The following is a 20,896-nucleotide window of genomic DNA, read 5'->3' as shown; positions in this document are numbered from 1 at the left end:
TTGGCCGTCATCATCCTGCTGCGGGAATGGTTGCGTTTTTAATTGACAAACTCAATTCTTGTGAATAATTTAATTGAAATTTCAAATTCATGAGAAGTCTTCTCATGAATCCAAATCCAAGGAGGAAAAAAGCATGCTTGAGGTAACATCGTCGGCGACGACGCAACTGAAGGAATATTTCAAGGGCAGAAAGATCGAACCCATTCGGATTTTTCTGAACGAGGGCGGCTGAGGCGGCCCGTCTTTGGCGATGGCTCTGGATGAGCCAAGAGACGGCGATATGACTAAAGAAATTGATGGATTTACCTACCTCGTCAATGAGGATTTCATGGAAAAAGTCAAGCCCATCAAGGTGGATTTCGTTGATATCGGTTTCAGACTCTCCTGCGGTGTCGATTTCAACACCGGCGGCGGGGGATGTTCAGGATGCGGGACTACCAGCAACTGCTGTTCGTAAGCTCCCCCATTCGATGATTTTAAAAAGGGCGGTCGTGATCGGTCGCCCTTTTTTTGTGCGCCCGGCGGTTATGGCTCTCGGATCAGGCTTTCGGGATGGGAAAGGCGATCATCTGATTATGATACGGTCCGACAATTGTGTCCGGTCTGTATATCATGCTGGGGAGGTGGGCATTATGGCGAAGGTGGACTATGTTCTCAACGATTCGACGGCGTTGGTGACGCTGGGTGACGGCGAGAATCGTTTCAACCCGGATTTTTTGAATGCGGTCCTGACCGTTTTAGACCGGATCGAAAACGAAACCGAAGCGGCCACACTGGTGGTTCGATCCTCCCACGAGAAAATCTTCTGCAATGGAATCGATCTGGCATGGCTTACACCCGTCATTCAGGGGCAGGACATGGGGACGGCCAAGGATTTCTTTTATCTCCTGAACCGGCTTCTCAAACGAACCCTGACCTACCCCATGATTACCGTGGCGGCCATTACCGGCCATTCCTTTGCCGGGGGTGCCATATGGTCCTGCGCCTTCGACTTTCGGTTCATGCGATCGGATAGAGGCTTTTTCTGTTTCCCGGAGGTCGACCTGGGCATTCCGTTTTTACCGGGGATGTTGGCATTGTTGAAAAAAGCCATTCCCATGTATAAATTGGAGGAGATGCATCATACGGGCGTTCGTCTGACGGCCGAGGAATGCGAACGGCATCACATCATCAGAAAAGCCTGTCCCATGGAGACGCTCCTGGAGGAAGCGATGGCCTTTTCCCAGGGAATCGGCAAGCGACGGGAGATCGTCCGGGAAATGAAGGCCCGGCTTTACCGGGACATCATTCATGCTCTGGATGTCGAGGATATTCCCTACATTGAATCGGAACGATTCAATATCGCATGAGGTAAAACCTCGAAACACTTTTCAGGCCGCAGGATTGACCGCATCCGTTTTTCCGGAGGTGAAACATGAGAATATGGATAACCGGTGGTACGGGTTTTGTAGGGACGCAACTGTCGGAACGGCTCCTGAATGAAGGGCACACGGTGGTCGCCGTTGGCACCCGGGCGAAGTTCGATGGTGTCCGGCATGAAAATTTTCAGTATGTTTCCGCCGATACCACCCGGGAAGGGGCATGGCAGGAGGGGCTTCGGGATGCCGATGCAGTGGTCAACCTGACGGGGCGATCGATTTTCAAGTACTGGACCGATGCCGTCAAAAAGGCCATATATCACAGTCGCGTGGCCACAACCCACAATATCGTGGCGGCTTTCCAAGCGGACCCCGGTCGGGATAAGGTTCTGGTCAGCACCTCGGCGGTGGGATATTACGGTGACGGCGGGGATGGCATTCTCACTGAGGCCTCGCCCCGGGGGGAAGGGTTTCTTGCGGATGTCTCGAAGGACTGGGAGCATGAGGCCCTGGCAGCAGCCGACAAAGGGGTTCGGGTCGTCATTTCCCGGTTTGGCATCATTTTGGGAAGGAACGGCGGCGCACTGAAACAGATGCGCCTTCCTTTCCGGCTCGGACTGGGGGGACCACTGGGAGACGGGCGCCACTGGTTCCCCTGGATCCACGAAGACGATCTCATTTCGGCCATCCTGTTTGTCCTGAACGAAAAAGGGATTACGGGACCTGTCAACATGACGGCTCCGAACCCGGTTCAAAACCGAACCTTCGTCAAAGCTCTCGGCCGGGCGGTTCGGCGGCCTGCGCTCATACCGGTTCCGGGATGCGTGCTGAAGACCGTCATGGGCGAATTCGGCGGGGTTCTCCTTTCCAGCCAAAGGGTCCTTCCCGTGAAACTGCTGGACGCCGGTTTCCGGTTCGCATACCCGGAAATCTATCCCGCCCTCAAGCATCTGGTCGAGGGGTGATGCTCTGGTGAATCCACCCCTTGCCGGGAAGAATTGCGGCCTCGATTTTCCCCGTTGCTATTGAGTTCTTTCTCATGGCATAATATATGAAATTCAATTTTCGACTTTCATAGGCCGTATCTTTCCGGTCAACGTTATGGAAGTCGAGCGTTGCGTAATCCAATTATATTGTGCATAAATGACATCATCTTGGAAACGATGGGGCGCCGGTTTCAGCTGTTGCGCCCTGAAGCGAAAAGAAGGAGTCGGCGATGACGGACTTGATGGATGCCGTGGTTTCACGGAGAAGCATTCGAAAATACGAAGATCGACCGGTGCCGGATGAAGCCCTGAACGATATACTGGAAGCCGTGCGGTATGCACCTTCCTGGACAAACTGCCAGTGTTGGGATATCGTCGTGGTCAGAGACGACGCCGTCAAGGGTCGGCTTCAAGAGGCCGTCGCTCCGAAGAACCCCGCCGTGAAAGCCGTCGGCGCCGCACCCGTGGTGCTGGCTGTCTGCGGCCGGAAAGGGGTGTCCGGATACTACGACGGTAAGGCATCCACCAAGTTTGGTGACTGGTACCTGTTCGACCTCGGGATCGCAACCCAAACCCTTTGCCTCGCCGCTCACGGGAAAGGGCTCGGCACCGTTGTGGTGGGGCTGATGGATCACGACCGGGCCGCCGCCGTTCTGAATGTTCCAGAGACCCACGACCTGGTGGTGCTGATTCCCATGGGGTATCCCGCCAAACGCCCGAGTATGCCCAAACGCAAAGAGCGGAATGAATTCGTTCATTGGGAATCATTTTGAAGGGCTACCGAATGTCGGGGTATTCCGCGAAATCGGTTTGGAAAGCGGATCACGGGGGAGCCAGTGACTCGGATTGTCGGAAAGTCGGATTTCGGGTGATTTTGGGGGTGATCCTCCTGTCGTTCTGGACGATAACCGGTTGCAAGAGCGCACCGCCTGCGGAGCCTGCCGCTTCCGAGGACCTTTTTATTCGTCAGGTTTCCGAAATTCCAGGGTATCCAAAACAGGCGCTGTTTGAAGGGGCGAAGCTTTGGCTTGCCGCCGGCTTTTCTTCGGACCTGGATGTCATTCAATACGCGAATCGGGACCAGGGAACCATCATTGGAAAAACCTCCTTTCCTTATTCAAGACCGTCCCGATGGGGACAAACGGAACGTTTCGATTTTCGATTCACGGTCATGGTCGAAACCAGGGACCACAGGATTCGAACCACCTTCTCGGATATGGCCCTGGTGGGCTTTCACGGGTTCGAAAATATACGGAAGGACGACATGGAGGCGATTCGGCCCCAGTTGGCGGCTGCCGTCGAGGCGCTTGTGGCCTCGTTTCACCGGGAGGAGTCGTTGCAGGACGAATGGTAGTCGTGGAAACTGCTTCCGACCTGGGAAGGCATGGGGAGTGAAGTGATATGAATATTCTTGAACAGGCAAAAAACGTCCTCCGGATGGAGGCCGACGGCATCCTGAACCTGGTCGACCGTATTGACGATAGCTTTGTTCGCCTGGTGGATCTGGTCTGCGGATCCACCGGGCGGCTGATCGTAGCGGGAATCGGCAAGTCGGGCATTATCGGCCGCAAGTTTGTGGCCACCTTTAACAGTACGGGAACACGGGCCATGTTTCTTCATCCGGTGGAGGCCATGCACGGCGATCTGGGAATGGTCTGTCCGGATGATATCCTTCTCGCACTGTCCAACAGCGGCGAGACCGATGAGCTCAACATTCTCATCCCCAGTATTCGCTCCATCGGCTGCAAGATCGTCGCATTCACCGGAAACCGCCATTCGACCCTGGCCAGACACAGCGACGTGGTGATCGACGTCGGGGTGGAGAAGGAGGCCTGTCCCATGGGCCTGGCCCCGACAACCAGTACGACGGCACTTTTGGCCATGGGGGATGCCCTGGCGGTGGTGCTCATCAGCGAGAAACACTTCGAATCTTCGGATTTCAAGCGATTTCATCCCGGGGGAGCACTGGGACAGCGGCTTTCCATGCGGGTATCGGATTTCATGATGACCCGATCGCTCCCTACCGTCCTTGAAAACGAGGGAATGGGGGATGTCATTGCCGTTATCGATCGGGCCGGCATCGGCGTCGCCCTGGTGACCAAACCGGATCTGACCCTTTCGGGCATCATCACCGACGGGGATATCCGGCGTCTTTTGGCGAGAGGTGAGGCTGTTTTCGACCTGTCGGCCCGGGATGTCATGACGCCCAAACCAAAGACCGTACGTCAGACGTCACCGGCCTATGACGCCCTCAATATTATGGAGTCCTTTGAGATTACCGTGCTTCCGGTCACCGACATCAACGGCGTCGTTCTGGGCGTGGTGCACCTCCATGATATCCTGGGCAAGGGCAGTTTCAAGTTCAACGGAAACTGATCCCCCCATGGATCACAAATTTGTTTTTCCAAAAGAACAGGACTTAAGATGAGCGATTTCGATACGGTGGACGCCGTTGTGCCGATCCTGGGAGAGCCAAAACTTCTCACACCCCTCGAGTCACGCAAGCTGGACGGTAGTCGCCTTTTTGTGAGCGATGAGGACCGGGTGGTCATCGAGGTCGATGCCGGACGCCTTGTCGAGACGGTCTCGGCCGGCAAGACGGTATCCGCGTTCGAGATGGCGGGTCCCCGTCGGAAAATCTATTTCGACCCCAGCAAACTGCGTTGCGCCTTGGTGACCTGCGGGGGGCTCTGTCCGGGATTGAACGGCATCATCCGGTCGGTGGTCCTGGAACTGTATTATGGATACGGGGTCCGCAATATCTACGGCATCCGCTATGGGCTTCAGGGCTTTATTTCCGAATACGGCCATGACATCCTGGAACTCACCCCGGACATGGTCGGCGACATCATCGGCAACGGCGGATCTTTTCTGGGCTCTTCCCGGGGACCCCAGGATGTGGAGGCCATTGTCGACTGCCTCGAGCGGATGAACGTCGGCATTCTGTTCATGGTGGGGGGGGACGGGACGTTGATGGCGGCAACGAAGATCAGTGACGTCATCACCCGACGGAGACTCAAGATCAGCGTGGTGGGGATTCCCAAAACCATCGACAACGACATCCATATGGTCTCCCGCTCCTTCGGGTTCGACACCGCCGTCGGTCTGGCCACCCAATCGATCAGAGCCGCTCATAACGAGGCCCGCGGTTATCCCAACGGTATTGGATTGATCAAGCTGATGGGCCGCCACTCGGGCTTTATCGCGGCCACGGCCGCCCTGGCCCAGCAGGATGTCAATTTTGTCCTGGTCCCCGAGGTCGACTTCGATCTGGACGGCTCTGAGGGGCTGCTGGCAGCCCTTGAACGGCGACTCTTCGACAGGAGCCATGCGGTTATCGTCGTGGCTGAGGGTGCCGGGCAGAAATTCTTCGACGCTTCCGACCGGAAAGACCCTTCGGGGAATACCAAGCTTCAGGATATCGGTATGTTTTTGAAGGAGCGGATTGTCAGATATTTCGACGAACTCAAGATATCCGTTTCCCTGAAGTACATCGATCCCAGCTACATCATTCGGAGCCTGCCGGCCAACGCCAACGATCATGTCTTCTGCAGCTTCCTGGGGCGGAACGCGGTGCATGCGGCCATGGCCGGCAAAACCCGGCTCCTGATCGGCCACTGGAACAACCATTTCGTCCATATCCCCATGTCGGCCTCCGCCGGGCGACGGAAGCAGATCGATCCCAACGGCCGTCTCTGGCAGAGTGTTCTGGAGGCGACAGGTCAGGGTTCCCTCAAGAATCCCTGACGTATCGTCCGTCCCCGGGATGTCGTGAGAACGCCCGCATCTCGAAGAAAGACGGCTATATCTTTGAAAAAGGCCCGACGGTCCGGGGGGCAGTCGTTGTGGGCGCATTCCCATCGGATGATCCGTCCCAGGGGAGCTGCAGCGGCGATATCCAGGCCGTGGACAAAGGGGATGACGTCATCCCGGAGGCCGTGGAAGACGAGCAGCGGTTTGGGGTAGGTACGGATTGCCGCCAGATTGTCAAAAGGATCCCGGACCAGGAATGCCGGCACGCCATATCTTCCGGCAAAAGAGCGGACGCTGGTGAAGCTGGATATGAGGATCATGGCGGCCGACGACCGCTTTGCCGCCAATTGACAGGCGACACCGCTTCCCAGGGAACGACCGGCGAGGACGATTCGGTGGGGATCGACGTCGGGCCGCGCTGCGAGCCAATCGTAGGCCGCCGTGTAAACCGCATCGATGCCGGCCTGGGAGGGCCTGCCGCGGGACCGTCCATATCCCGGGTATTCCACCAGCAAAAGTCCCAGTCCCAATTGTGTGAAGGCACTGAACTCCTCCAGACACCCATCGATCAGCTCCGCATTGCCGTGGGCGAAGATCACGACGGGTCGGCGCTTCTGTTTCGGGTCGTCCGCCGGGGGCAGGTACCATGCCTCGACCCGGTTGCCGTCGAGGTCGAACCAGACGATGTCGAGGCCGGGAACGGCCGCGGGGCCGGGTGCCGGACCTGCCATTCCTGCCGGAAATATGATCTGGCGCTGGAAAAGGAACAGCATGACGCAGTAAACGAGATATAGAGAAAAAATCCACAAGACTGATGATATCATGGTTTTGTAAAGCATCCGATGGGGCACCCCCCTGGCAGGTTGAGGTCGTGGATGAGGCCGTCATGTCACCGTAAACAAAAAAGCCCACCGGGTCAAGCGCCGACGCGTACCTTGAGCCGGAGGAAGGAGGGGAGATGACGCGGTATATCGGATCCGTGGACCAAGGCACTACCAGCACGCGATGTATCATCTTCGACCGTGATGGTCGCATCGTCGGCATTCATCAAAAAGAACACAAGCAGATTTTTCCCCGACCCGGTTGGGTGGAGCATGATCCGCTGGAAATCTGGGAAAACACGCAGATCGTAATCCGTGGCGCTCTTTCCGCGGCCGGACTGTCGGGCGAAGCCCTTGCAGCCATCGGTATCACCAACCAGCGGGAAACCACGATGGTGTGGAACCGCCATACCGGCATACCCTACGGCAATGCCGTGGTATGGCAGTGCACCCGAACTCACGAGATCTGCAAAGCCCTCATGCGGAACCAGGGACAGAACCGGTTCCGCGACAGGACGGGTCTTCCCGTAGCCACCTATTTTTCCGGACCCAAGATACAGTGGATTCTCGACAACGTGCCCGAGGCCAGGATCGCCGCGGAGGCCGGTGACGCGCTTTTCGGAACCATGGAGACCTGGCTGATCTGGCACCTGACCGGGGGCCCGGCCGGCGGTGCCCATGTAACCGACGTGACCAACGCGAGCCGTACCTTGCTCATGGATCTCTACACCCTAAAATGGGACCCCGCGATTCTGGAGATCATGCGGATTCCCGACGCAATGCTGCCTCGGATCGTATCGTCCAGTGATCCCGGGATCTGGGGGTGGACCCGGCCGGACGGGCCCCTGGGCGCGTCGGTGCCTGTATGCGGTGCCCTGGGGGATCAGCAGGCGGCTCTGGTGGGGCAGACCTGCTTCGAGACGGGCGAAGCCAAGAACACATACGGCACCGGCTGTTTTCTTTTGATGAACACCGGCCATACGCCGGTGCCTTCCCGTCAGGGACTGATCACGACCCTTGCCTACCAGTTCGGTAAATCGCGTCCTGTCTACTGCCTTGAGGGCTCCATCGCCGTTGCCGGTGCCCTGGTCCAATGGATTCGGGACAACCTGGGTCTGATTACGACGGCGGCGGAGATCGAGTCTCTGGCCGGTACCGTTGCCGACAACGGAGGGGTCTATTTCGTCCCGGCTTTCTCCGGCCTTTTCGCGCCTTACTGGCGAGCCGATGCCCGGGGCGCCATGGTGGGCCTGACCCGGTATGCCAACAAGGGGCACATCGCCCGGGCGGTGCTCGAGGCCAACGCATACCAGACCCGGGACATTGTCGAGGCCATGGCCCGGGATTCCGGAATTGCCCTCTCCCATCTCAAGGTGGACGGCGGGATGGTGGCCAACGAACTTTTGATGGCGTTTCAGGCCGACATCCTGAACGTTCCGGTCATCCGCCCGAGGATTTCGGAAACCACTGCTCTGGGTGCCGCCTATGCGGCGGGGCTGGCCGTCGGTTTCTGGCCGGACCTGGAAAGCCTTCGACGCAATTGGGCCGAGGATCGGCGATGGCGGCCCGCCATGGATGAGTCTACCCGAGAGCGGTTGTACCGGCAGTGGAAAAAAGCCGTTGAGCGAACGTTTAACTGGATCGAATAGGAACGTTCTTCAGCGTTCTTTGCGCCTTTGCGTGAGAACATCTTTTTCAAGCGCCTTCCGAAAGAAAATCCGCCTCGCGCAAGGACGCTTTTTAACGCAACTTCGGGTAAATAGGCTGTAGACTGAAACATGGCAGCCGAAAGCTGAGAAAAGCGCATAGAAAGGTGACGAAATGAACCGGGACGACATGCTGAAAAGAATTCGGCGGCGGGAAACGGAATGGGACTTCATCATTGTCGGCGGAGGCGCCACTGGTCTGGGAACCGCCATTGACGGGGCGTCCCGGGGATATCAGGTCCTGCTGATCGAACAGAGCGATTTTGCCAAGGGAACCTCCAGTCGGAGCACCAAGCTGGTCCATGGAGGGGTTCGCTACCTTCAGCAGGGAAATATCTCTCTCGTTCTGGAGGCCTTGAAGGAGCGGGGACTGATGCGGCGGAACGCTCCCCATCTCGTCCATAACCTGCCTTTTGTCGTGCCCAACTATGACTGGTGGGAGGGGCCTTTTTACGGCATCGGTCTCAAGGTTTACGACATGCTGGCCGGTCGACACGGTTTCGGCCATTCCAAAGGTCTTTCCAAGGAGAAAACCCTTGAATTCATCCCCACACTGGAACCCAAGGGCTTGCGGGGAGGCGTTATCTACTATGACGGCCAGTTCGACGATGCCCGACTGGCCGTCAACATGGCCCAGACCGCGGTGGAACAGGGTGGTACGGTGGTCAACTATATGCGGGTGGAGTCCCTTGTCAAATCGGGCGAAATGGTGCGAGGGGTACGTGCCCGGGATCTGGAGACCGGGGAACTTTACGAACTGACGGCAAAGGTCGTCATCAACGCCACCGGCGTCTTCTCCGACGGTCTGAGAAAAATGGACGATCCTGAGGCCCCTGACATCATCACCCCCAGTCAGGGCGTCCATATCGTTCTGGACAGATCGTTTCTGCCGGGGGATACGGCCATCATGGTGCCCCACACCGACGATGGTCGCGTCCTTTTCGCCATTCCATGGAAGCACCGCGTCGTGGTGGGCACTACGGATACCGAGATGACCGAGGCGACCCTGGATCCCTGCCCCTTGCCGGAGGAGATCGATTTTCTGTTAGCCCATGCGGCGCGTTATCTGACCCAGGACCCGACTCGGGAGGACATCCTGAGCACCTTTGCCGGTCTCCGGCCCCTCGTGAGCCTGGGGAGCCACGAGAACACCGCCGCCATTTCCCGGGACCACACTCTCAACATATCCCGGTCAGGGCTTCTCACCATCACCGGCGGCAAATGGACCACCTACAGAAAAATGGCCGAGGAGACGGTGGACCAGGCGATCCTGCTGGCGCAGCTCCAGGAGCGGCCTTCTGTCACGAGAGACCTCAACATCCACGGATTTCATCAAAATGCTGTCCAGTTCGGCCATCTGGCCGTGTATGGCGCCGACGCCCGGTCGGTCCGGGAGGTGCTGGGAGAGGATACCCGGTACGCCAAGCCCCTTCACCCCGACCATCCTTACCTGGCCGGAGAGGTCGTCTGGGCGGTCCGTCGTGAAATGGCGCGAACGGTGGAGGATTTCCTCTCGCGCCGCCGCCGGGTGCTTCCCACCGACGCCCGGGCGAGCATCGAGATGGCGCCCGCGGTCGCAACCTTGATGGCTCGGGAGCTGGGGCGTGACAGCCGCTGGGCCGACGATCAGACGACGGCCTTCGAAGACCTGGCCCGGGGGTATTTGGCTGACGGCCGATGCCGCCTGAAAACGAAAAACAGCGGAGAAATCCCCTCCTGATTACATCAGGGCGTTTTTCAGCAGGTTCATCACCGTACTGCCGCCCTTGGATTTGGCGTAATCGAGAACGACAGGTATGAATTTACCGGCCATGTCCGGAGTCATGCCCAGACTCGAGAAGCTTTCGGAAAGCGCACCCATGCTCCCCACGGCTTTGGCAGTGCCGCCGAGGCTCGATCCCTTTCCACCCAAGGCGGAAGTGACGCCGCCCATCGACCCACCTATGCCGTTGTCGGTTCTGGGCTTGGGTGCCGCGTCCAGAAGGCTTGTCGCCTCGGGTATCGCATCGCTCACCTGGGTGTATTCGGTGGGGCTGAGTCTTTCTTTGGCAGCCTTGAAAATGGCTCCGGCGCCTCCTTCGGCCTGAACGGTCGAGACGCCGAGTTGACGGGTCAACAGATCGACGAGAGCGCTGTCTTCGGCATTTGCCCCGGTGACGCCGCAAAGTAGGATTCCCAAAACGACAATCGTGTTTCGTAATGATTTCATTGTATTACTCCTTAAATGTCGGTTTTCACCGTCAATGACGGTGCTGCAGGTGAAAATATATCGGTCAACTCGACTTCCGTGATGGTGACGGGGAAGCGGGCCGTATCCTCCCGGCAACACTCTGTGAAAGTCGAAAGTTGGGTTAAGAACCCGGCTTGCGCTCTCGTGTCAGAGGGTTTTCAGAAAGGCGTCGGCCTCCTCGATGGACCGGTTCATATCGGCAACGAGGCGATGAACATCCAGTTCGATGCTGTCCACTTCGCTTTTCAGGGCGCCGACGGCCATGGCGTTCAGGTTGTGTTTCAGATAGAGGACATAGTCGTTCAGGCTTTTGAGAACGGGTGTCATGCTGGATTCGGACCGGCGCATGGCGGTGCGTAGCGTTTTGTATCGGCGCTGGGAAGCCGCCAGCTTTTCCCGGCTCTCCCGTCTGAATTTCGGGTTCTCGATCTCCTCGATTTCTGTTTTCCATTCGTCGAAAAGGTCGCCCGCGATGCGTTCGACCTGGTCGATACGGTTACTCAGGGCGTTGGCACGAATGCGGCAGTCATCGTAGTCGTCCTTTAATTTTTCATAGGCGTCTTCGAGATCTCCACCGTCAAATCCATAGAGCGCCTTGATCCGGGTGAGGACGTCCTTGAACTCCTCGGAGGTTTTTTTCTGATCGGCCCGGACGTTTTCAACCTCGTCTTTCAAGAGATGCCGCTTTTCTTTTCCCAGGGACTCCCACGCGGCATAATAGGCGGATTGACAGGCCGTGAGCGCGATGAAGAGAAGGATCGCAAGGAAACCATTGAAGGCTCTTTTCCGATGAATCGGTGTTACCGTCCGCATCATGAAAATCTCCTTTTTTCAGGGTGGAGCCGATGCCGTCTAATGCGAGGTCGCTCCATTCGAGAAAAACTTCGTTTATCACTGTCATATTTGAATTCTTCGCGATTGTAAAGGCCGAGACTTTCGCGTCAATTGCCTTGTACCTGTCTGACGAATTCTGTTATGGGTTATTTTATTGAACTTTTGATATTGTTTTACAGATTCAATTTGATTTCAGGCGTAGGTGAGTCGGGGAAACCGACATTTCGAAGAGAACTTGACGCGGGGGGAGTGTGCTGTTCAATATTGTTCTGGGGGCGATGGGCGCTTTTTGGGGAGCGGCGCTTCTGAGTGGTCCCGGAGGGGCGGTCATGGGCTTTGCCGCGGGTTGCCTCCTGGCCGTGACGCTTCGACTGAAGCGGCGTATGGGGGATCTGGAGCGGCGTATCGCCCTGCTGGAGCGTCTGAATGAGCCTTCTCCGTCTACCGCTGACGCCGGGTTTCCGGCCGGGGACGGTCTTTCGACACCGATGCCCGGGAAATCCGAACATGAAGCGGATGAGAGGGAAATACAGGCGGAAGACGGTGCGGCGGGAACGTTCGCGAAGGTCTTTCCGGAGGAGTTCCCTCGGATTGGCGGGACGCCCTCGTCCTCGGCCGTTCCCTCCACGGTCGAAGTATGGTCGGTAAGGATCAGGGCGTTTTTCACCGAAGGCAATGTCGTCGTCCGCATCGGGGTCATCGTGCTCTTTTTCGGCGTGGCGTTTCTCCTGAAGTATGCGGCGGAGCGGAACGCCTTTCCCGTGGAGTTCCGTCTGGCCGTCGTCGCCGTCGGCGCCATTGCGCTTCTCGCCCTGGGGTGGCGGCTTCGTCTGCGACGGTCCGGGTACGCCTTGATTCTTCAGGGTGCGGCGGTGGGGATTCTCTACGTCACTCTCTTTGTCGCCGCCAAGCTCTATCATCTTATTCCGTTCCCCCTGGCCCTGGGGTTCATGGTGGCCGTGGTTGCGCTCTCCGGTTGGCTTGCCGTATTGCAGGACGCGCCATCCCTGGCCGCTTTCGGAGCCGTCGGCGGATTCCTGGCGCCGATTCTGGTCTCTTCGGGCGGCGGCAGTCACGTCATGCTCTTCTCCTATTACCTGATCCTTAACGCCGGAATCCTGGGGATTGCCTGGTTCAAGGCCTGGCGGGCCCTCAATCTCATCGGATTTGTCTTTACCTTCACCATCGGATCAATCTGGGGCCGCGAGAACTATCATCCCGCTTATTTCGGATCCACAGAGCCCTTTCTCATCCTTTTTTTTCTGTTCTATGTCGCCATCACGGTGCTTTTTGCCCATCGTCAGCCGCTCCGGCTGAGAGGATACGTGGACGGTACCCTGACCTTCGGCGTCCCCATCGTTGTCTTTGCCCTCCAGGCTCGCATGGTGCGCGGGATGGACTGGGGCCTCGCCTACAGTGCGCTCACCATGGGCGGATTTTATATCGGCCTTGCTGCACTGCTGTGGCGTCGGGCAATCATCGGCATGCGGCTTTTAACCGAAGCGTTTCTCGCCCTCGGGGTGGTGTTCATGAGCCTGGCCGTCCCCTTGGCCCTGGACGGCCGATGGACAGCGGCGGCATGGGCGCTCGAAGGCGCAGCCCTCGTCTGGATCGGCGTGCGGCAGAACCGTACTCCCGTCCGCTGTTTCGGACTGCTGCTGCAACTGGGCGCCGGGGCGGCTTTTTTCCATGCTCTCGGACAGCCGACAGGACGGATCCCGGTATTGAACGGCGTTTGTTCAGGCGGTCTTCTCATCAGCCTCGCAGGCCTGTTTTCCGCCGCGTTTCTCGAACGCCACCAAGGCCGTCTTCGGAGATGGGAACGCTGGTTGCATTTTCCCATGCTGATCTGGGGCCTCGCCTGGTGGTTCGGGAGCGGCCTGAACGAGATCTCGCGCCGTCTGTCCTGGAAGCACGAACGGTGGGCATCACTCACCTTTGCCGCCTTCAGCTTCGGCGGAATGGGTATCTTATGCCGTCGCGTCGCCTGGCCGTCTCTCAGGTACCCGGCGATGTTCTGGCTTCCGCTTCTTGGGCTTCTCGTCGGACTTCGATGGACCGGATCTCCGAACCGGCATCTCTTCGCAGACGGTTTCGGGTTGCCCTGGGTTCTCGCCCTGTCGGTCCACCTGTATCTCCTTCGATGTTTTGAAGGGGAATGGCGAAGCGGCTTCCTGACGCTGTGGCATCTGGCCGGTCTCCTGCTGACGGCCTTCGTGCTGACATGGGAGAGCGCCTGGGCTGTTCATCGGGTTGTGGAAGGCGGACGGGTGTGGTGGACGATCATGTGGGGCATCACTCCCGGCGCGGCTGTCTGGAGCCTGTCCGCCCGTTGCCGAAAGCCGCCCTGGCCGATCCGTCGGTTCCCATGGGCCTATCTCAAAGCCGGACCGTCGCTTCTCGCGGTTTTCCTTCTCCTATGGTCCCTTTCGACCACCGTCGTCACGGGCGATCCGGCGCCTCTCGCCTATCTTCCCGTCCTGAATCCCCTGGAGATATCGCAGGCCTTCGCCTTGACCATGATCCTCAAATGGGCCCGGAACTCGCAGGATAACCCCCAAACGGCGCTGTCCGATTCGGCGGGGCCGTCGGCGTCAATCCTCCGGATAATCCATGGAGCCGTATCTCTCGGGGTATTTGTCTGGCTCAACGGGATGACCGCTCGGACGATACACTATTTTGCGGGGGTGCCGTTTACGGTATCAGCTCTTTATCGATCGATGCCGTTCCAGGCTGCCGTCGCGATCCTGTGGACCCTATTTGCCCTGGGGGCCATGGTTGTGGGAGCTCGCCGGAAACAGCGCGCGATATGGTTTACCGGGGCAGTTCTGCTGGGGATGGTGGTTCTCAAACTGTTCTTCATCGATCTGGGCGGCAGCGGAACCGTTGCCCGGATCGTGTCGTTCATCGCCGTCGGTGTGCTGATGCTGTTCATCGGCTACATATCCCCTCTGCCGCCCCGAGGGAAATCCCGGGTCAGGCAACCGGATGAATCCCCTACGACACGGAGTGTTTGATATGCGATCCATCGTTACGATCCGTCTCTGCGGCCTGGTCCTGTTTTTCGTGCTGTTGCCCATTCCCGCCGTATCGGCCCCCCTGAAAGCCGCCGATTTTGCCTACGGCATTCGCCTCGATCCCGTCACAGGCGGGGCTGTTTATCGCCTTTACCTGCCCGAGGCCGTTCACCGTAGCGTCGTTCGGCAGGATCTGGGGGACCTTCGGGTTTTCAACGAACGGGGCGAGATCATCCCTCATATCCTTCGGCGCCCGGAGGAGAGTGGCCTGATGGAAACAGACGTTCTGGCCCTGCCTTTTTTCCCGGTGGATGGACCGGAAAAGGAGATGGGGGTCGGATTTTCCATCGATATCACAACGGACGCCAAGGGCGCTGTCCTGAATGCCCGGACCCGCGGCGTGACGGGGGATGGTTTGGAAAAAGCGGCTTACCTCATCGATGCCGGGAAATTGGACCGCCCGCCGGATCGGTTGAGACTGGACTGGCAAGGGCCGGACGACAGTTTTGTGGGAAAGGTGTCGCTTCTGTCGAGCGACGATCTGGATCATTGGCGGATGCTGGCCTCCGGGGTTACCCTGGCGGCTCTCAGACACGGGAAGCATCTCCTCAGGCGGGACACCATCTTCATTCCCGAACCGCCGGGGCGTTTTATCACCATCCTGTGGCCCCGGAACGCTCGGGAAACAATTCTGACCCGGGTGGAGGCGCTTGTTCCAAAGGCTTCCACGACAGCACCCCGTCGGCATCTCAAGGTGCCCTTTTCCGTCGCAGCCGGGGACTCCGGCGCTTATGTAGCCGACCTTGGCGGATTTTTTTTGGTTGACCGCCTGAATCTGCTGTTCGGCGAGCCCAACAGCCTGACCGCCGGTCGGTTTTGTTCCCGGAGCGACACCCATGGCGCATGGCAGCAGCGTTTCGAAGGACTTTTCTACGACCTCAGCATCGACGGTACCCGCGTTGTCAATGACGCCGCCGTCGTCGGCAGCGTTATGGACCGGTGGTGGCGGTTCGAGGCGGTTTCCCGGAACGGCGGCATGGGCGAAAGGCCGCCGGTGCTGTCGGTGGGATGGGTCCCCATGGAGTTGGTTTTTCTGGCTCGGGGAGATGGACCGTTTACCCTGGCCTACGGCCATGCGGCAGTGGCGCCTTTTGACCTGGATCGCCATCCGCTCGTTCATTTGTTGATGCGTGAAAAAAATGACGTCCTGATCCGACAGATTGCGGCGGGTCCTCCATTCTCCCTGCAGGGCGAATCGGCCCGGGTTCCAAAAAAGCCGTTCCCCTGGAAAAAATGGATTCTCTGGGGCGTTCTGAGTATATCGGTGGTGCTTCTGGGTGTCATGGCCCGGGGGCTCTATCGTCAAATGAACCCACCGCCGGGTTCATGAACCCGGACCCCGTGAATGGGGTTGACGCCCGTCGGCTCTTATTCTAAAAACCGAAGCGCACCCCAAAACATCCAACAGAAAGGAGGGCGTGCCGGCCCGAGGGGATGCCGGCACGGAAAAACCATGAGCATGAATGTCGTAGATAAAATTGATGACCTCGTCAAGGTCAACCACGTCCTGGTGAGCGTGTCCGATAAAAGCGGCCTGGCGGCCTTCATCCCCGGCCTGATCGAGATCAATCCCGAGATTCGGATCCTGTCCACGGGCGGGACCTTCGGACGAATCAGGGAGATCCTGGGGGGGGACGCCGATAAACATCTCACACCAGTATCCGATTATACGGGTCAACCAGAAACGCAAGGGGGTCTTGTGAAGACTCTCGATTTCAAGATCTATCTGGGACTTCTGACCGAGACCTACAACCCGTCTCACCAGGCGGACTTGAAACGGACCGGGGGAGTGCCCATCGACATGGTGGTGGTCAACCTCTATCCTTTCCAGGCAACCATCGCCAAGCCGGATGTGACGCTGGAGGCCGCCCGGGGTAACATCGACATCGGGGGGCCCTGCATGATACGGGCGGCTGCGAAGAATTTCATTCGCGTCGCTTCGGTGGTCGACCCGGGCGATTATGCATCGATCCTCGACGTCATGCGATCCCGTTCGGGACAGACGACACTGGAGATGCGGTTTGCTCTCGCCCGAAAGGCTTTTGACCATACGGCTCACTACGACCAGGCCATAGCCGGATTCCTGAACGAACAGCCAATCGAGGCGGCTAGGCGCTGCTATGCCGACGACAGGCGGTGAGAAGCGGTGAGTCCGGAATGGATCCCTACGGGGGCGGCATATAGAAGGTAACACCTGCGGCGGCCATGGACATTCTGAATACCATCATTCCCATGTTTACCGTGATCTTCATCGGCTGGATCGCCCGAAGGAAAGGGTTGATATCGACGGCCTTTCTGGGGCCGGCCAATCGGCTGGTGTTCCACCTGGCCATCCCGGCCATGATCTTCAGGGCCATCTCCCAGGGAAATTTCACTCGGGATTTCAATCCCTCGGTGGTTCTGATCACCCTCGCTTCGGTGCTGACGGTGTTTTGCTTTCTCTGGATCGCTGGATGGGCCGTCAGGCTCGAGCGGCGCCGATTCGCCACGGTCATTCAGAGCGCGTTTCACGGCAATCTGGGGTATATCGGACTGGCCGTGGCCTATTATTACCTTGGCGACGAGGGGCTGGCCCGTGCGAGCATTCTGGCCGGGTTCATCATGATTCTTCAGAATCTCCTTGCCGTCATCGTGCTTCAGTGGTACGGCGATGCCGAATCCGGGGGTATCGGCGCAAGACGGGTGATTATGGGGGTTGCCGGGAATCCGGTTATCGTGTCGGCCATGGCAGGTATTCTTTTTTCCGCGACAGGGATGCCGTTGCCCATCATTTTGGAACGGGCTTTCAAGATTCTGGGAGATCTGGCATTGCCGCTGGCACTGCTGCTGATCGGCGCCGGCCTGACCTTTCATCTCATGCGATCCCGGCCGATGGCGCTGATTTCATCGAGCGTGGTCAAGCTGGGCCTGCTGCCCGGCCTCGGGTATTTCCTGTATCGCTTTTTTGGAGTTCCCGCCGGAGGATATCTTCCCGCAATAATTCTTCTGGCATGCCCCACCGCCACCATTGCTTATGTCATGGCTGCGGAAATGAACGGAGATACGGAGTTCGCCGCGGCGGCCATTTCCGCCAGCACGGCGTTTTCGGCGGTCACTTTCACCCTGTGGCTGCATATTGTCTGAGGTTTGAGACGGGCGACATTCGCGAATCTCTGCCCTGCATCAACCATGGCCCGGCATCATCGCCGGGCGGAAAGAAAAATATCATGACATTCAAATATCATACGGTTCTGGTGACCGGCGCCGCGGGGTTCATCGGGTTTCATCTGGCCAAACGGCTCTTGGAGCAGGGCTGCCGGGTGGTGGGGCTCGACAATCTGAACGATTATTACGACGTCGGATATAAGACCGGGCGGCTGGACCAGCTTTCGTCCTATTCCGACTTTAACTTTGTAAAAGGCGATCTCGCCGATCGGGAAGCCATGGCACGTCTTTTCGAAGCGACCGCTTTCGACGTGGCGGTCAATATGGCGGCTCAGGCCGGGGTCCGATATTCCCTCATCAACCCTCATGCCTATGTCTCCTCCAATCTGGTGGGATTTGTCAATCTTCTGGAGTGTTGCCGTCACAGCCGGGTGGGGCATCTGGTCTTCGCCTCGTCCAGCTCCGTCTATGGCGCCAATACCCGCATGCCTTTCTCGGTCCATGACAACGTCGACCATCCGGTGTCCCTGTATGCGGCCTCCAAGAAAGCCAACGAACTCATGGCTCACACCTACAGTCATCTCTACGGTCTTCACTGTACGGGGCTCCGGTTTTTCACGGTGTACGGTCCCTGGGGCCGGCCGGATATGGCGCTTTTTCTGTTTACAAAGGCGATTTTGGAAAACAGGCCCATAAAGGTGTTCAACCATGGGAAAATGCAGCGGGATTTTACCTATATCGACGATATCGTCGAGGGGGTCGTCCGGGTCATGGGAAGGCTGCCCCAGCCAAATCCGCAATGGAACGGGGAGCATCCGGACCCCGGCACCTCCTATGCGCCGTATCGGATCTACAATATCGGAAACAACGCGCCGGTGGCGTTGAACGACTTTATCGCCGCTATTGAGAAGGCGTTGGGGAAAACGGCGAAAAAGGAGTATCTGGACCTCCAGCCCGGCGATGTTCCCGCCACTGCGGCCGACGTCGACGATCTGATGGTCGATGTCGGGTTCAGGCCCGACACACCCATTGAAATCGGCATCGAGCGGTTTGTGTCATGGTATCGGGCATATCATCGCCTGTAATCGGATGGAGCGGCGTATATAACAGGTCCAAGCTTTTTGAGGGCTTGAACCTTTTATCGGGTGCTCGAAACAGGGATTATTCCAGAGTTCCGAAAGAGCGTTTGAAGAGGTCTTCGATAGCCCTGGCACCATCTTCGGTCAGGTTTCGTGTGCCGGTGCCCACAAAGCTGTCGGCAGCCACTACAGGGCTGTCGGCGACCCATTGGTTGTCTTTCCAGGAAAACCAGGCTTTTCGATCCTGATCGTAAACGCTGACGGGACGATTGAAGAGTTTGGCCAGTTCCACGCCCCAGCCCGTTCCGCCCTTGACCGTGTCGTCGGGCTGTATCCAACCGACGGCAAATACATGGTACCCTTTGTTGACCATGTGAAAGATGGACTGAATCACCTTTCGGATCTTGTCCGCCCTGGCATAGGTCCGCCCCATGCGCTTGGAGACGATCTCCATGCTGATATCGCCCTTTTTCAGTTCCTCCGTGCTCAGGACCGTACAGTTCTTGTTCCGTTCCACTGTATGTCCTTCGAAGGTGTAGTTGACTTCCCGAATGCCCCAGGACTCGGCATTTCTGCCGAATGCCGTTTCGGCCCCCTTGTGGCCCCCGCTGTAAAGTGTTACTTGTGAACGTTCCGTCATTTTTATCGTTTCCTTTCGTATCGTGGTAGCGTTGAAAATGGGATTTCCCTCCATAAAAAGAAATCACCCCGCCGCACACCGGCAGGGTGATTCTATGCTATATTAAAGCAATTTTATGATGACGCAAGGGGTTTTATCAATTTTTAACGATTTTTGTTCTTGGAAAAATCAAAAGGGTCCTTTCGATGCATGTCGGCATTGCCTGGAAAGGACTCCGGGGCTACTCCAGAATCTGCTTGTCAATTCCCAAGGTGCCGGGTATACTACCTATCCTCATGAGGTGGCAACCTCGGCGAAAACGGCGTTCGTACCACACGTGCGGGCGGTCAAAACGGAAGGGGAAGGGAATGGCGCGAAAGGTATCCAGCAATGGTATCGAGATCTGTTATGACACCTTCGGCAAGAAGAACAACCGACCGCTGATCCTCATCATGGGCCTGGCCACCCAGATGGTCGCCTGGCCGGAGCCTTTCTGCCGGATGCTGGCCGAGGCCGGTCATTTCGTGGTCCGTTTCGACAACCGGGACGTCGGCCAATCCACACGCATGAAGCGCCTCTACGTGCCTGATGTCGAAGCCCTGATGGCCGAGACCGCTGCGGGGCGGCAGGTATGGGTGCCCTACACCCTGCTCGACATGGCCGACGACACCGTCGGCCTGATGGATGCGCTGGAGATTGATCATGCCCATGTTTGCGGACTTTCCATGGGCGGGATGATCGCTCAGGTGATTGCCGTCGAATATCCCGAAAGGCTCAAAAGCCTCATCACCATCATGTCCACCACCGGTGAGCCCGATTTGCCGCCACCGACGGACGAGGCCCTGGCGGCCATGATGTCCGCTCCGCCGGCCAAGCGGGCCGCTTACATCGATCACATGGCCGGGATCTACCGGATTTTTGCGGGCGGATCCACGTTTTACGACGAAAAGCTCCAACGGGAGCTGTCGGCCAAGTCCTTCGATCGGGGCATATACGCACCCGGATTCCTCCGCCAGATGGCGGCCATCATCGGTGCGGGGGGTAGACGCCACCGCCTTGAACATCTCGATATTCCCACCCTGGTCATTCACGGCGACTGCGATCCGGTGGTGCCCCTGGCCCACGGCCGGGATACGGCCGACATCATTCCCGGGGCTCGCCTCGAAGTGATCTCCGGACTTGGCCACGGCACGGCCTTTCCCGATTTGTGGGAACAGATGGTTGCCGCCATCGCCGAACACACGGCCGCGGCCGAAACTTGAGTTTCAACTATCGATCTTTGGCCTGCC

Annotated in this window: 19 protein-coding genes; 15 read left to right on the top strand and 4 right to left on the bottom strand. The window is 58.0% G+C overall.

The window, feature by feature from the left end; translation table 11 throughout:
* Nucleotides 1-280: 280 nt before the first annotated feature.
* The 7 genes from AB7S84_RS03475 to AB7S84_RS03445 all read left to right on the top strand — a co-directional run bounded on the left by AB7S84_RS03475 (nt 281) and on the right by AB7S84_RS03445 (nt 6,091).
* Nucleotides 281-457: a hypothetical protein gene (locus tag AB7S84_RS03475; RefSeq protein ID WP_428152928.1), complete on the top strand. Its 177-nt coding sequence runs from the start codon at nt 281-283 to the stop codon at nt 455-457.
* A 175-nt stretch (nt 458-632) separates the two neighbouring features.
* Nucleotides 633-1,349 carry an enoyl-CoA hydratase/isomerase family protein gene (locus tag AB7S84_RS03470; protein WP_428152926.1) on the top strand — a complete coding sequence of 239 codons (717 nt, stop codon included), beginning with the start codon at nt 633-635 and terminating at the stop codon, nt 1,347-1,349.
* Between the two features lie 65 nt (nt 1,350-1,414).
* Nucleotides 1,415-2,323 carry a TIGR01777 family oxidoreductase gene (locus AB7S84_RS03465; RefSeq protein WP_020876874.1) on the top strand — a complete coding sequence of 303 codons (909 nt, stop codon included), beginning with the start codon at nt 1,415-1,417 and terminating at the stop codon, nt 2,321-2,323.
* Nucleotides 2,324-2,574: 251 nt separating this feature from the next.
* The gene (locus AB7S84_RS03460) at nt 2,575-3,117 is read left to right on the top strand and encodes a nitroreductase family protein (RefSeq protein WP_020876875.1); all 543 of its coding nucleotides are present in this window, start codon (nt 2,575-2,577) and stop codon (nt 3,115-3,117) included.
* Nucleotides 3,102-3,698 carry a DUF4468 domain-containing protein gene (locus AB7S84_RS03455; RefSeq protein WP_040415646.1) on the top strand — a complete coding sequence of 199 codons (597 nt, stop codon included), beginning with the start codon at nt 3,102-3,104 and terminating at the stop codon, nt 3,696-3,698. Before AB7S84_RS03460 ends, AB7S84_RS03455 begins: the two co-directional genes overlap by 16 nt.
* Before the next feature lie 47 nt (nt 3,699-3,745).
* Nucleotides 3,746-4,720 carry a KpsF/GutQ family sugar-phosphate isomerase gene (locus AB7S84_RS03450; protein WP_020876877.1) on the top strand — a complete coding sequence of 325 codons (975 nt, stop codon included), beginning with the start codon at nt 3,746-3,748 and terminating at the stop codon, nt 4,718-4,720.
* A gap of 48 nt (nt 4,721-4,768) precedes the next feature.
* Nucleotides 4,769-6,091 carry an ATP-dependent 6-phosphofructokinase gene (locus AB7S84_RS03445; RefSeq protein ID WP_428152922.1) on the top strand — a complete coding sequence of 441 codons (1,323 nt, stop codon included), beginning with the start codon at nt 4,769-4,771 and terminating at the stop codon, nt 6,089-6,091.
* Here the strand turns inward: AB7S84_RS03445 and AB7S84_RS03440 are convergent.
* The gene (locus AB7S84_RS03440; protein ID WP_428152920.1) at nt 6,067-6,921 is read right to left on the bottom strand and encodes an alpha/beta hydrolase; all 855 of its coding nucleotides are present in this window, start codon (nt 6,919-6,921) and stop codon (nt 6,067-6,069) included. The two genes, AB7S84_RS03445 and AB7S84_RS03440, sit on opposite strands and share 25 nt — an antisense overlap.
* Before the next feature lie 134 nt (nt 6,922-7,055).
* Between AB7S84_RS03440 and glpK the strand changes: the two genes are divergently transcribed.
* Together glpK and AB7S84_RS03430 are read left to right on the top strand one after the other, a co-directional pair.
* Complete coding sequence (glpK, locus tag AB7S84_RS03435; RefSeq protein ID WP_428152918.1) at nt 7,056-8,567, top strand: glycerol kinase GlpK; 1,512 nt, start codon at nt 7,056-7,058, stop codon at nt 8,565-8,567.
* Nucleotides 8,568-8,739: 172 nt separating this feature from the next.
* Nucleotides 8,740-10,344, top strand: coding sequence for a glycerol-3-phosphate dehydrogenase/oxidase (locus AB7S84_RS03430; protein ID WP_020876881.1), 1,605 nt, complete (start codon nt 8,740-8,742; stop codon nt 10,342-10,344).
* Here the strand turns inward: AB7S84_RS03430 and AB7S84_RS03425 are convergent, their stop codons facing one another.
* Both AB7S84_RS03425 and AB7S84_RS03420 read right to left on the bottom strand, forming a co-directional pair.
* Nucleotides 10,345-10,833, bottom strand: coding sequence for a DUF2780 domain-containing protein (locus AB7S84_RS03425; protein WP_020876882.1), 489 nt, complete (start codon nt 10,831-10,833; stop codon nt 10,345-10,347).
* A gap of 168 nt (nt 10,834-11,001) precedes the next feature.
* A complete protein-coding gene (locus AB7S84_RS03420) occupies nt 11,002-11,670 on the bottom strand; it encodes a DUF2959 domain-containing protein (protein ID WP_234979148.1) in 669 nt (222 codons plus the stop codon).
* Nucleotides 11,671-11,939: 269 nt separating this feature from the next.
* Between AB7S84_RS03420 and AB7S84_RS03415 the strand changes: the two genes are divergently transcribed.
* The 5 genes from AB7S84_RS03415 to AB7S84_RS03395 all read left to right on the top strand — a co-directional run bounded on the left by AB7S84_RS03415 (nt 11,940) and on the right by AB7S84_RS03395 (nt 18,994).
* Nucleotides 11,940-14,705 (top strand): DUF2339 domain-containing protein, encoded by a 2,766-nt coding sequence (locus AB7S84_RS03415; protein ID WP_428152912.1) that lies wholly within the window; start codon nt 11,940-11,942, stop codon nt 14,703-14,705.
* 1 nt (nt 14,706) lies between these two features.
* Nucleotides 14,707-16,095 (top strand): DUF3999 domain-containing protein, encoded by a 1,389-nt coding sequence (locus AB7S84_RS03410; RefSeq protein WP_428152910.1) that lies wholly within the window; start codon nt 14,707-14,709, stop codon nt 16,093-16,095.
* 123 nt (nt 16,096-16,218) lie between these two features.
* Complete coding sequence (locus AB7S84_RS03405; protein WP_040415650.1) at nt 16,219-16,905, top strand: hypothetical protein; 687 nt, start codon at nt 16,219-16,221, stop codon at nt 16,903-16,905.
* A gap of 65 nt (nt 16,906-16,970) precedes the next feature.
* Nucleotides 16,971-17,888, top strand: a complete 918-nt coding sequence (locus AB7S84_RS03400; RefSeq protein WP_020876887.1) for an AEC family transporter — start codon at nt 16,971-16,973, stop codon at nt 17,886-17,888.
* A gap of 83 nt (nt 17,889-17,971) precedes the next feature.
* Nucleotides 17,972-18,994, top strand: a complete 1,023-nt coding sequence (locus tag AB7S84_RS03395) for an NAD-dependent epimerase (protein WP_020876888.1) — start codon at nt 17,972-17,974, stop codon at nt 18,992-18,994.
* A 76-nt stretch (nt 18,995-19,070) separates the two neighbouring features.
* Here AB7S84_RS03395 and AB7S84_RS03390 read toward each other — a convergent pair whose 3' ends face one another.
* Nucleotides 19,071-19,628: a hypothetical protein gene (locus tag AB7S84_RS03390; RefSeq protein ID WP_020876889.1), complete on the bottom strand. Its 558-nt coding sequence runs from the start codon at nt 19,626-19,628 to the stop codon at nt 19,071-19,073.
* A gap of 347 nt (nt 19,629-19,975) precedes the next feature.
* On the opposite strand from AB7S84_RS03390, the gene AB7S84_RS03385 reads away from it, so the two are divergent.
* Entirely contained in the window at nt 19,976-20,869 is an 894-nt protein-coding gene (locus AB7S84_RS03385) for an alpha/beta fold hydrolase (protein ID WP_040415652.1), read from the top strand.
* The last annotated feature ends 27 nt before the right edge of the window (nt 20,870-20,896 follow it).

Source organism: Desulfococcus sp. (assembly GCF_050178255.1).
In the GTDB taxonomy this organism is placed as follows: domain Bacteria; phylum Desulfobacterota; class Desulfobacteria; order Desulfobacterales; family Desulfococcaceae; genus Desulfococcus; species Desulfococcus multivorans.
Note: the sequence above shows the minus strand (reverse complement) of the source record. Positions and strands in the feature narration are given on the sequence as shown.